Raw genomic sequence first — 12419 nt, forward strand, 5'->3', positions numbered from 1 at the left:
CTGGTCAGTTTGCTTTTGCCCGTGGTGATCAGGATGCGGTCAGTATCCCGTTACGGAAGGGCGGTTTCGCATGACCACTGACAGTGGAGCGCCGATCGCGTCGATCACCGACGCGACGCTCACCGACATCGCCGCCAACGGCATCTGGGGCCCGGGCCCCGTCGTCAGCCAGGCCGTCATCGACGTGGCCAGGGCCCTGCTGGCGGCCCTGCGGGGCGAGCCGGGCGTCGAACTCCCGGAGGAGCTCGCGAAGCTGGTGGCCGACGTCCGGCAGGCCACCTCGGTCGACGTCACCGGGATCGCCGGCCCCGACGGCAAGCGCCTGTCGGCGCTCACCATCAAGCTGAACGACGGCAACCCGCACCCGGTCGTGATCGTGCCCGCCGGCTGGAACCCGTACGGGTGGCTGCCGTTCCTGTTCGCCTACCTCACCCTGGCGCGCCGCGGCTACCACGTGCTGGCCTACTCCCCGCGCGGCATCGGCATCCCGGGGTGGCTGTCCACCTCCGAGGGGTTCGTCGACGTCGCCGGGGACAAGGACTGGGCCGACGGCTCCGCCGTGATCGACTACGCACAGGAGTTGTTCTCCCCGTCCAAGGTGGGCTTCCTCGGCCTGTCCTACGGCTCGGGGATCAGCCAGCTGGTCGCCGCGCACGACCCGCAGGACCGCGTCTCCGTCGTCGCCGCGGCGAGCACCTGGGGCAACCTCGCCACCAGCCTCTACGACAACGGCACCCGGCACCTGGAGGCCGTCCAACTGCTGATCGACTTCACCGGCGGCCCGATGGAGGAGAAGTTCGACGAGGACACCCAGGGCATCCTCAAGGACTTCCTCGCCGGCCGGAACCTGGACGCCGTGGTCGCCTGGGGCACCGAGCGTTCCCCGCAGGAGTACGTGGACCTCACCAACGCCCGCGGCATCCCGACCTACATCTCGAACAGCTGGCACGAGACCCTGTTCCCGGTCGGCACGGTGGTCGACACGTTCAGGCAGCTGACCGTCCCGAAGCGGCTGAACCTGTGGCTCGGCGACCACGGCGCCCCCGAGGGCGCCGGGCTGACCGGCATCCTGACCAGCCTGCCGTTCCCCGGACTGCTGGTGCCGATGCGGGAGGCCTACGCCTGGCTGGACCACCACCTGCTCGGCGCCGACAACGGGGTGGCGGACTGGCCGGAGGTGAACATCCAGTCCATGTTCACCTACAAGACCCTCCCCATCCCCGGCGGCAGCAACCTGATCACCGTCCCGGCGCGGCGTGAGGCGCACGCGAGCTGGGACGACGTCACCACCGGCAGCGAGGCCTGGTACCTCACGGGCGCCGACGGTTCCGGTGACGGCGCGCTGTCCGACAAGCCGGCCGCCGGGTGGTCGCGGGACTTCACCGCGGGCACCGTCACCGAGGCCGTCGCCGTGGACGCCATCATGAAGACCGGACAGAAGGAGTGGTTCGGCAACCCCAAGGTCTACGACCTGGAGGCGTTCGACCGCTCCCGGCTGCTGGTCTGGTCGACCGAGCCGCTCACCGGCTCCGAGGGCGTCGCCCGGCGGATCCGGGGCGCCGCCACCGTACGGCTCACGGTGCGCGACAGCATCAACGCCGCCACGCTGGTGGCGTACCTGTACGACGTCGCGCCGGACGGCACCGCGCGGATCATCACCCACGAGCCCTACACCGCCACCGGCCTGACCCCGAACGTCAACACCGCCGTCAGCTGGCAGCTCCAGGCCACCGCCTACGACCTGCCCGCCGGGCACCGGCTGGCGCTGGTCGTCAACAGCCGCGACCCGCTGTACTCGCACGCGAACACGACCACCGTCATCAGCACCACCACCGTCAGCTCGCAGACCGGCAGTGAGGCTGTCGTGGAGCTGCCGCTCGGCTGATCCCCGGGAGGCAGGACGGCCCGCCGCAGCGGCTCTGCGGCGGGCCGTCCGCCGGCCGCTCAGGCCCCGGTCTGCCGGGGCCGCCCGCCGTCGCGCAGCAGGAATGCGATGGCGACGGACAGCACCGCGCCGACCACCGCGAGGCCCCACAGCACGGAGTGGAAGGCCGAGTCGTAGGCGTGCGCGAGGAAGTCCGTGAAGGCGTGCCGGTCGGTGGCGCCGGACAGTTCGGCGGCGCCCGCGAAGTCCCCGCCGGCCGCCCGGTCGGTGACCGCGGCGACATCGGTGACCTCGGCGGTCCGATCGGCCCCGCCGGCGGCGCCCGGGTGCGCGCCGATGCCGTCGGCGATCCGGCCGCCGAGCACGGTGGCCAGCGCGGAGCCGTACACCGCCACGGCGACGGCCTCGCTGCCCAGGCGCAGGGTGTTGAGGAAGCCCGCCGCCATGCCCGCCTTGGCCGGGTCGGCCAGTGCCAGGGCCTGCCCGTCGACCAGGCCGGCCGACAGGCCCATCCCGGCGCCGGTGACCAGCATCGGGGCGGCGAGCAGCAGGACGGTGGCGGAGGGGGAGAGCAGGGTGAGGGCGAGATCGCCGGCCACCAGGCAGACCAGGCTGAGGCGGATCAGGGTGAGCGCGGGCACGCCGCGGGTGACCAGCCGGGCGGCGAGCATCGGGAGCGCCAGCACCGGCGCGGTGAGCAGCAGCATCAGCAGCCCGGCGGCGCCGGTGCCGCGGCCGGTGACGGCGGTCAGGTAGCTCGGCAGGTAGGTGAGCACGGTGACGAAGCCGAAGGAGGCGGCCACCGGCACCAGGCAGAGGCCGACGAAGCGGCGGTCGCGCAGCATGCCGAGGTCCAGCATCGGGTGGGCGGTGCGGCGCTCGACGACGGCGAAGACGGCCAGCACGAGCGCCGCGCCGAGGAACAGGCCGAGCACTCCCGCGCTGCCCCAACCCCACTGGGAGCCCTGGACGATGGCGGTGGTGAGCAGCACCATGGCGAGCACGAACAGCGCGCTGCCGGGGACGTCGATCCGCCCGCGGCCGGTCCTGGCCGTCCCCGCGGGCGGGGCGGGCAGCGCCGGCACGGTGCGGGAGATCGTGGGCAGCGCGGGCAGGACGAGCGCGACGGCGACGGCGTGCGCCGCGAACACCCAGCGCCAGCCGAGCCCCTGCACCAGCACACCGGACAGGGTCGGGCCGACGGCGACGCCGACGCCGGCGACGGTGCCGAACAGCGCGAAGGCCCTGGCGCGGGCCGGCCCGTCGAAGACGGTGGAGAGGATCGCGGCACCGCAGGAGAAGATCGCGGCGCCGCCGATGCCGGTGAGGGCGCGGGCGGCGTCCAGCCAGAGCACGCCGGGGGCCACGGCGCCGGCCAGCGAGCCGAGGGCGTAGAGGGCGACGCCGGCCGCGAAGGCCCTGACCCGGCCGACGACGTCGGCGACGGAGCCCCAGACCAGGGTGAAGCAGGCGAAGGCCACGTTGAAGGCGTTGACCACCCACTGGAGCGGGGCCAGGCCGGCGTGGGTGCCGGCGCCGATCCGGGGGAGGGCGACCGCGGTGCCGGAGATGGACATCGGGACGACGAACACCGCGAGGAGGACGGCCACCAGCGTCAGGGTGCTCCCGTGCTGTGGCTGTGGCTGTGGCTGTGGCTGTGGTGCGGGGCGGGTCGCGGGTACGGCGGAGGGCAGGCTCTGCGTACGCAAGGGGCGTGACTCCAGGCTCGGACCGGCCGTCGGTCCCGACGGCCAGGTAAGGATTTGATCGAACCTCACGGTGGCATGCGACCGAGGTACGATGCAACCCATACCTGAGGACGCCTGAGGATGGAGGATCCGATGCCCGACCCGGAAGGCCACCCCTCGACCGAGGAGATGGACCTGCGGACCGTGCTCAACGCGCTCGCCGATCCGCTGCGCTACGGGGTGATCTCCGCCCTGCTGCGGGAGGCCGAGGGAACGGCGCGCACCTGCGCCTCCTTCGACCTCCCGGTCTCCAAGTCCACGCTCACCCACCACTTCCGGGTGATGCGGGAGGCCGGACTGATCCGCCAGGTCGACCGGGGCAACAGTCGCGCGGCCACGCTGCGCCGCGAGGAGCTCGACCGGCGCTTCCCTGGGCTGCTCGACCTGCTCCGCACGGACTCCTGAGCGTCCGGAAACCCCGGTGGGCGCCCCAAGCGGAGGTCAAGGAACCTTGACCTCCGCTTGGGGGCCGCCCGCTCGGCGGCATGCCAGACTGTGCGCCCCGCAGGCCGAGGAGGAGGATCCGGTGGATCTGGCGCGACCCCTGATCGAGGACTTCCCCGCCCACCCCGACGGCGATCCGGCCGCCGCTCTGGCACGTGCCGTCCGTGCCCGCCGCACCGCCCTCGGCCTCGCCCTCCCCGACCTCGCCGCCCGCTCGGGCCTCCCCGAGGCCGACGTGCGCGCCGTCGAGGCGGGCCTCGCGACGCCCACGCTCCCGCTGCTCACCGTCCTGTCACGGGCCCTCCGCAAGGAGTAGCCCCGCCCTCAGGCGGGTTCGTAGGCCGTCTTGCGGACCAGGGCGCGCGCCTGCGCCGAGTCCATGGGGTGGGCGAAGAGGTAGCCCTGGCCGAGCGGGCAGCCCATCGCGGCGAGCAGGTCCCGCTGCTCCGGGTGCTCGATGCCCTCCGCGATGACCTGGACGCCGAGGGTGTCGGCGATCCGGGTGATGCCCTCGACCAGGGCGTACTGCTGGGGCGAGTGGCCGAGGCCGTCGATGAAGGACTTGTCGATCTTGAGCAGTGAGATCGGGAACTCGCGCAGGTAGGACAGCGACGAGTAGCCGGTGCCGAAGTCGTCGATGGCGATGCCGACGCCGAGGCCGGACAGGGTGGCCATGTCGGCGTGGATGCGGTCGTCGCGGCGCATCAGCACGGACTCGGTGAGCTCCAGGACGAGGGTGTGCGGGTCGATGCCGGAGGTGGCCAGTGCCCGGCGGACCACCTCCACGAAGCCCGCGTCGCGGAACTGGCGGGCCGAGACGTTGACGTTCACCCGCAGCGGCGGCCGGCCGGCGGCGGTGCGGAGCGCCGAGCTCGCGGCGTGCCAGGCGGCGACCTCCTGGGCGGCGCGCTCCAGCACCCAGGCGCCGAGCGGGACGATCTGGCCGCTCTCCTCGGCGAGGGCGATGAACTCGTCGGGCAGCACCATGCCGCGCCGGTCGTGCGGCCAGCGGACCAGCGCCTCGAAGGCGACCAGGTCGCCCGAGCGGAGGTCGACGATCGGCTGGTAGTACAGCTGGAAGGCCGATTCCGCGATCGCCGAGTCCAGGTGCTCGTTCAGCTCGTGCCGCTCCACCATCCCGGTCTGGAGAGCCGGCCGGTAGTGGCACCACTGGCGGCGGCCGGCCGCCTTGGCGGAGTAGAGCGCGAGGTCGGCGTGGGTGAGCAGCTCGGCCGCGTCCACGCTGTCCTCGGTGGTCGCCACGCCGATGCTGGCGGTCACCCGCACCGCGCCCGCCTTGAGCCGGAACGGTTCGGCGAACACCGCCAGCACGCCGGCCGCGATGGTGTCCACGTCGGAGGGCCGCCGCGCGTCCTCCACCAGGACGGCGAACTCGTCGCCGCCGAGCCTGGCGGCGGTGTCCGAGGCGCGCAGCGCGGTGGAGATCCGCAGCGAGACGGCGACCAGCAGTTCGTCGCCGACCGCGTGGCCCTGGGTGTCGTTGACCACCTTGAAGTCGTCCAGGTCGATGAAGAGCACCCCGGTGACGGCCCCGCTGCGCTCGCCCCGGGAGAGCGCGTGCCCGACCCGGTCCTGGAACAGCACCCGGTTGGCCAGGCCGGTCAGCGAGTCGTGGAAGGCCCGGTGGGTCAGCTCGCGCTCCATCTGCCGCTGCTCGGTCACGTCGCGCAGGGTGAGCACCAGGGCGCCGACGGTCGGGTCCGCGCGCAGGTCGTTGAAGCGGACCTCGGCCTCGATCGGGGTGTGGTCCTGGCGCAGCAGCCGCCAGTGCTCGCGGGGCTGCTCGCTCCTGGGCTGGTCGGCGGCCCCGCGCATCCGGGCCAGCGCCTTGCCGACCTCCCGGCTGTCCTCGGGCGGGACGAGGTCGGTCAGCAGGGTGCCCGCCAGGCCGGGGTGGCCGAGCACCGTCTCGGCGGAGGGGGAGGCGTAGCGCACGCCGTCGTCGGCGTCGAGGATCAGGATGACGTCGCTGGAGTTCTGCACCAGGGTGCGGAAGTACAGCTCGCTGTTGCGGCGGGCGACCTCCTGGCTCAGCACCACCCGCTCGACGGCGAGGGCCGCCTGCGCGGCGAGGATCTCCAGCGAGCCCCAGAGGCTGATCAGCTCCTGCTCGGTGCCGGTGACGATCAGCGCGCCGATCAGCGGGTCGCCGGAGGGGCGCTCGGCGAGGGTCAGCGGGCAGACCAGGGCGTACGGCATGCCGCCGAGGCGGGTGCGCCGCTCGCCCTCGGGGCCCGGGCGGTCGCGGCCGGGGCTCGGCAGGTCGCGCCCGGGGTCCAGGGCGTCGCGCCCGGGGCTCAGGCCGAGGGACGCGACGGGCAGCAGCAGCGTCCTTCTGGCGGCGGCGAGGGCCAGCACCTCGTCGGAGCGCGCGGCGTCCCCGGCAGCGTGCGGCGCGGCGCCGCGCCCGGCGTGCCGGACGTGCAGCACGCCGTCCCCGGCCACCGTGAGCAGGGCGACGTGCCCGGGCTCGGCCGGCATCAGGGTGGAGGCGGCGGACTGGACGGCGTTCGCGACCTCCTCCACCGTGACGGCCGCGGTCAGCCGGGCGCCCGCCTCGCGCAGCGCCCGTTCGCGCGCCACGGCCTGCCTGCGGGCGGAGACGACCACCGCCAGCCGGGCCAGCACCAGCAGGTACAGCAGCGCGGAGAAGGCGCCGATCACGCCCGCGTTGCTGGTGTTGCCGGCCAGTGCCTCGATGATCAGGATGGCGGGCGCGATGAGCGAGGCGAGGGTGAGCAGCACCAGCCGGGCGGTGCCCAGGTCCGGCTGCTGGGTGGGCACCGGCCGGGTCAGCTCGACCATCGAAGGGTGCAGCGCGGCCGCGCCCCAGGCGGTGTAGAAGGCGGCCCAGCCGAGTTCGACCGGCGTGCCGATGTGCCAGGTGCCGTGCAGCTGGATCAGCCCGTACAGCACGTCGGAGACCAGGATGCCGAGTGAGCCGACGGCGAGCAGTTGCAGCGAGCGGGAGTTGCCGCCGCGCGGGGTCAGCAGGCGCAGCAGCAGGGCGAGCACGACCACGTCGCCCAGCGGGTAGGCGATCGAGACGGCCTTCTGGAACCAGTCGAGGTCCGGGTTCCTGGCGTACGGGAGGATCAGGTAGATCCAGGCGAGCAGGGCGATCCCGATGGTGGGGATGAGGGCGTCGAGCAGCCCGGCGAGGTCCTGACGGGCCGTGCGCCAGCGGATGAAGCCCAGCACGCCGACCGCGTACAGCACGTACTCGGCGAGGTAGAAGCCGTCCGCGACGGAGGGGAAGGGGTTGGGCAGGTGCAGGATGTCCAGCTGGACGGCCTGTACCACCTCACCCACGGTGAAGCTGAGGTTGGCGAGCGCCAGCACGTACCAGAACCGCGCGTGGGCGGGGCGGTTGAGCCGGACGCCGGCCACGATGGCGACGACGCCGCCCAGGCCGATGCCCGTCCACCAGATGATCCGCTGGCCCGGATTCGCGTAGTAGATGCCGGTGAACAGCACCATCCAGAGCAGGTAAAGGACCATCAGGCGGTGTCGCCGGCGAGTCAACGAAGCTACCTCCTCCGCGACATCACCCCACCGGTCGGGCGGGGGAGTTCGGGCGAGGGCGGGCCGGGCCGGGGGGTACGGAGCCGGCCCGGTGGGGCGGATGGGCGCTTTCGCGCAGCAGCGAGGCGTCCGGTGGGGGGTGCGACCGGACGTCCTCGACAAGGCAGGAGTGCGTATAGTCGGAAATGTCGCACTCCCCAGCATTCTGCCGTCACAGCACGAGGTCAAGCCGGTGGACGACGCAGCAGACAGCGCACAGGGCGTACGGACGGATGTGAACTCCGGGCGTCACGCCGTGGTCCGCAACGGCCACGGTCAGTATGCGATCTGGCCCGGCGGCCTGACCGTTCCGGCCGGCTGGCAGCAGGTCCACGGGCCGGCCGGCCCGGCCGACTGCCGGGAGTGGGTGGAACGCGCGTGGCGCCCGGCCGGGCTGGGCTTCGCCGGCGGCACCCCCGTCCGGCGGGAGGCGGCCGGATTCGCGGACACGGTGCACGGACTGTTCCGCGCGCGGGCGGCGCACGACCCGGAGGCGGTCGCCGTCCTCGCCGAGGACGCCACCCTGAGCTACCGCGAACTCGACCTGCGCAGCGACCGGTTGGCCGCCGCGCTGCGGGCGTACGGGGTCGGCCCCGAACAGGTGGTGCCGGTCTGCCTGGAGCGCGGGGCGGGGCTGGTGACCGCCTGGCTGGCCGTGCTCAAGGCCGGCGGGGCCTTCCTGCCGCTGGACCCGGCGCACCCACGGCGGCGGCTGGCCCGGCTGGTCGAGGACTGCGGGGCGCGGGTGTCGGTCGCGGAGGGTCCCACCGGGGGCGCGGACGGTGACGAACTCCCGGGAGTGGTGCGGGTCTCCGCGCCCGGGTCCTCCGGCGCGGACGCGCAGGGGCCTGTCGGTGCGAACGTGCCGGGGCTTCTCGGCGCGGACGAGCCGGAGCCTCTCGGCGCGGACGTGCTCGGACAGGACGGCGCCCTCCCCGACGACCTCGCCTACCTGATCTACACCTCCGGCACGACCGGCCGCCCCAAGGGCGTGCCGGTCACCCACCGCGCACTGCTGTTCACCCTCGACCGGATCGTCCACGCCTACCGGCTGCGCCCCGGCGAACACGTCCTGAACCTGGCCGCGCTGGGCTCCGACACCGCGCTGGAGCAGGTGCTCGGCGCCTTGCTCGCGGGCGCGACGGTCGTCCTGGGCGGCGGCGGGAGCGCGGGCGGCACCTGGGCGCCCACCGAGCTGGCCGGCCGGCTGCCCGGGCTCGGCCTGGCCGTCGCCGACTTCACCCCCGCCTACTGGCACCACCTGCTCGACCTGCTCCCGCCCGGCGGCCCCGGGCCGCAGGGCCTGCGGCTGGTCGTGGTCGGCGGGGACGCGGTGCACGCCGACGACTGCCTGCGCTGCCTGGAACGGCTGCCCGGCGCACGGCTGCTCAACGCGTACGGGGTCACCGAGGCGGCCGTCACCTCGACGCTCTGCGTGGTCACGGCGGAGCTGCTGGGCGGGGGCCCCGGCGCCTCCGCCGCGCCGGTGCCGATCGGACGGCCGCTGCCCGGCGTGCGGGTGCACGTGCTGGACTCGCGGCTGCGCCCCGTCCGGCCCGGGGAGAAGGGGCAGATCCACCTCGGCGGTCCCGGCCTGGCCCGCGGCTACTGGCGGCAGGCCGGGCTGACCGCCGAGTCCTTCCTGCCCGACCCGTACGCGCCGCTGCCCGGTGAGCGGATGTACCGCACCGGTGACGCCGGACGCTGGCGGGCGGACGGGCAGTTGGAGATCCTGGGACGCTTCGACGACCAGGTGAAGGTGCGCGGGCACCGGGTGGACCCGGCCGAGATCGAGGCCGTCCTGGCCGCCCACCCGGACGTCCGGCAGGCCAGGGTCGCGGCCGACGGGCAGGCGGCGGACGGCACCCGGACGCTCACCGCGTACTACACGCCCGCCGCCGGGGCGGCCGGCGGTGCGGCGGGGCTCCGGGCCTTCCTGGCCGAGCGGCTGCCGGAGTACCTGGTGCCGGCGCGGTTCGTGCCGCTGGAGGCGATGCCGCTCACGGCCGCCGGGAAGATCGACCGGCGGCGGCTGCCGCACGCCCCGGTGCGTCCGGCGGCACCCGCTTCCCCGGCGCCCGCTTCCTCGGCACCGGCCTCCCCGACACCCGGGGCGTCCGGAGCGGGGGCGGTGGAGGAGGCCGTCGGGCGGCTGTGGGCGGAGCTGCTCGGGGTCGAACACGTCGGCCCGGACGGCGACTTCTTCGCGCTCGGCGGTACCTCGCTGCTCGCGATGGAGATGCTGGCCCGGGCCCGGATCATGTTCGGCATCGACGTCGGGCAGGTGCGGACGCTCACCCGGGCGCTGCTGCGCGCACCCGTACTGCGGGCCTTCGCGGGGGCGTTGCAGGAGGCGCGCGCGGAGGCGGGTGCCGAGTCGAGTGCGGAGACGGGTACGGAGTCGCGGGCACAGGCCCCCGCCGGCCTCGGACGGCCCGAGGCCGCCGTCGACTGGTTCGCGGAGGCCCGGCTCGCCGAGGGCATCCGGCAGTCCTGGAGCCCGGCGCCCTCCCGCGCCGACCCCGCCGAGATCCTGCTCACCGGCGCCACCGGCTTCTGCGGCGCCCACCTGTTGCACACACTGCTCGCCACCACCGGGGCGCGCATCCACTGCCTGGTCCGCGCGCCCGACGAGGAGCACGCGCTGGAACGGCTGCGGGCCGCGCAGCAGCGCTTCCTGCGGCACGACCTCGCCGACCCGCGGGTGGTGCCGCTGGCCGGCGACCTCACCCGGCCGCGACTGGGGCTGACGGACCGCCGGTTCCACTGGATGGCCGAACACCTGGACGCCATCCACCACCTCGGCGGACAGGTCAACTTCCTCTACCCGTACCATCAGTTGCGGGAGGCCAACGTCGGCGGCACCCGGGAGGTCGTCCGGCTCGCCGGGCACAGCCGGGGCATCCCCGTGCACTACCTCTCCACCCTCGCGGTGCTGGCCGGCTTCGGCGCGGCCGGCGTCCCGAAGGTCACCGAACGGACCCCGCTCGCCCACCCCGAACGGCTCGGCGTCGGCTACGTCGAGAGCAAGTGGGTCGCCGAGCAGCTGCTGCACAACGCGGCGGCCGCCGGGCTGCCGGTCACCGTGCTGCGCACCAACGACGTCACCGGGGACCTGGCGGACGGGGTGATGAACACCGGCACCGAACTGTGCGCGCTGATCGCCTACCTGGCCGACAGCGGGACCAGCCCGGACGTGCAGCTGCTGCTGGACTTCGTCCCGGCCGACCGCTTCGCCCGGGCCATCGCCCACATCGCCGCCCACGCACCCGCCGCCGGCGAGGCCTACCATCTCACCTCCCCGCGGCCCGGCGTCCTCGCCGATCTCGCCGGGCGGCTGCGGGCACGCGGGCACCGGATCGCCCGACTGCCGTACGGGGACTGGGTGCAGCGGATGATCCGGTTCGCCGCGGGGAACCCGACGCACCCGATCGCACCGTTCGTCCCACTGTTCGTGGACCGCGCCCCGGGATCGGAACTGTCGATCAGCGAGATGTACTTCCGGCCGACGTTCCCGCTGTTCGAGCGGACGAACGCGGACGCGGCGCTGGCCGGGAGCGGGATCGAACTTCCGCCGGTGGACGCGGGGTTGATCGACCACTACCTGGCCGGGCTGGAGCGCGAGGGCTTCCTGCGGGCGGCGTCGTGAGCTCCTTCGGCGCCGCCCTGGACGCGTTGGACCTGCGACGCGGGCCGGGGGAAGGGCCGGTGGCCTTCGGCGGGTCGCTCGGTTCACCCGGTTCCGGCGGTTCAGGTGGTTCCGGCGGTTCGGGCGGGGCGCCCGATGCTGGGGAACTGCTGGCGGCGTACCGGCACGGGCTGTTCCCACTGCCGGCGGCGGACGTCTACGCGAGCGCGTACAACGAGGTGGTGTACGGCGAGGCCGTCGAGGCGGGCGAGGTGGCACTGCTGCCGGGCGGGGCCGACCCGTACGCGCTGGCCTGGTGGTCGCCCGACCCGCGGCCGGTGATCGCCCCCGGCGCCGTACGGCTCGGGAGCCGGCTGGCGCGGCGGCTGCGCAACCGGTCCTCGTGGTGGACGAGCGCCGACCGGGCCTTCGGGCAGGTGCTGGAGGCCTGCGCTGAGGGGCGCCAACCGGTATGGCTCACCGAGGAGTTGGCGGCGGCGATGCTGCGGCTGCACGAGCTGGGGGCGGCGCACAGCGGGGAGGTGTGGGAGGGGGAGGAGCTGGTCGGCGGGGTGTTCGGGGTCGCGGTCGGGCCGGTGCTGAGCCTGGACTCGATGTTCCATCGCCGCCCGGATGCCGCCCGGGTCGCCGTCGCCGACCTCGGGGCGCGGTTCGCCGCGGCGGGCGGGCGGCTGCTCGACGCCCAGTGGGACGGTCCGCACGTACGGAGCCTGGGCGCCGAGCCGATGGCGCGGTCGCGGTACCTCGCGGAGCTGTCCGGCGGCGGGGCCGGCGTGCTGGAGGGAGCACCGTTGCCGGCGGCGCGCCTGGGCCGACCTGGGGGCTGACCTGCGGTCGGACCATCCCTGCCCGATCTTTGGCCTGTCTTCGACAAACTTATTCCCCGTCAGTAACATGACGCCGCGTGCTCAAGAGTTCCATAGGCAGGGCCGTCGGCCCCGCCGCCCTCACCCTCACCCTCGTCCTCGTCGGGGCCGCCGCCGCGTGCGGGCCGGCCGACCCTGGTACCTCCCAGGCCGGTGCCGTACCGGCCACCGCCACCGCCACCGCCGAGGAACCGGCCGCGACCGCCGCCGGGGGCAGCCCGGCCGCCGTCGCCAAGCCCGCC

At 74.4% G+C, this 12419-nt stretch carries 7 protein-coding genes and 1 pseudogene; 6 read left to right on the forward strand and 2 right to left on the reverse strand.

Annotated features, from left to right (window positions below):
* Positions 1-70: 70 nt before the first annotated feature.
* A complete protein-coding gene (locus BU198_RS27585) occupies positions 71-1885 on the forward strand; it encodes a CocE/NonD family hydrolase C-terminal non-catalytic domain-containing protein (RefSeq protein WP_188299588.1) in 1815 nt (604 codons plus the stop codon).
* A 59-nt stretch (positions 1886-1944) separates the two neighbouring features.
* Here the strand turns inward: BU198_RS27585 and BU198_RS27590 are convergent, their stop codons facing one another.
* Positions 1945-3495 (reverse strand): MFS transporter, encoded by a 1551-nt coding sequence (locus tag BU198_RS27590; protein ID WP_317620347.1) that lies wholly within the window; start codon positions 3493-3495, stop codon positions 1945-1947.
* A gap of 231 nt (positions 3496-3726) precedes the next feature.
* Here BU198_RS27590 and BU198_RS27595 point away from each other — a divergent pair, with 231 nt between their 5' ends.
* Both BU198_RS27595 and BU198_RS27600 read left to right on the forward strand, forming a co-directional pair.
* Positions 3727-4038, forward strand: a complete 312-nt coding sequence (locus BU198_RS27595) for an ArsR/SmtB family transcription factor (protein WP_188299590.1) — start codon at positions 3727-3729, stop codon at positions 4036-4038.
* 121 nt (positions 4039-4159) lie between these two features.
* Complete coding sequence (locus BU198_RS27600; protein WP_188299591.1) at positions 4160-4393, forward strand: hypothetical protein; 234 nt, start codon at positions 4160-4162, stop codon at positions 4391-4393.
* An 8-nt stretch (positions 4394-4401) separates the two neighbouring features.
* On the opposite strand, the gene BU198_RS27605 is transcribed toward BU198_RS27600, so the two are convergent.
* Entirely contained in the window at positions 4402-7623 is a 3222-nt protein-coding gene (locus BU198_RS27605; RefSeq protein ID WP_188299592.1) for a putative bifunctional diguanylate cyclase/phosphodiesterase, read from the reverse strand.
* A gap of 232 nt (positions 7624-7855) precedes the next feature.
* Between BU198_RS27605 and BU198_RS27610 the strand changes: the two genes are divergently transcribed.
* From BU198_RS27610 to BU198_RS27620, 3 genes and pseudogenes are all read left to right on the forward strand, one after another.
* The gene (locus tag BU198_RS27610) at positions 7856-11311 is read left to right on the forward strand and encodes an amino acid adenylation domain-containing protein (protein ID WP_188299593.1); all 3456 of its coding nucleotides are present in this window, start codon (positions 7856-7858) and stop codon (positions 11309-11311) included.
* Positions 11308-12138 (forward strand): leucyl/phenylalanyl-tRNA--protein transferase, encoded by an 831-nt coding sequence (locus BU198_RS27615; protein WP_188299594.1) that lies wholly within the window; start codon positions 11308-11310, stop codon positions 12136-12138. The genes BU198_RS27610 and BU198_RS27615 overlap by 4 nt, the downstream gene beginning before the upstream one ends.
* Positions 12139-12215: 77 nt before the next feature.
* A pseudogene (locus BU198_RS27620) lies at positions 12216-12419 on the forward strand (hypothetical protein); the annotation flags it as partial.

This window comes from Streptomyces sp. CBMA156 (genome assembly GCF_014596515.1).
Lineage (GTDB): Bacteria > Actinomycetota > Actinomycetes > Streptomycetales > Streptomycetaceae > Kitasatospora.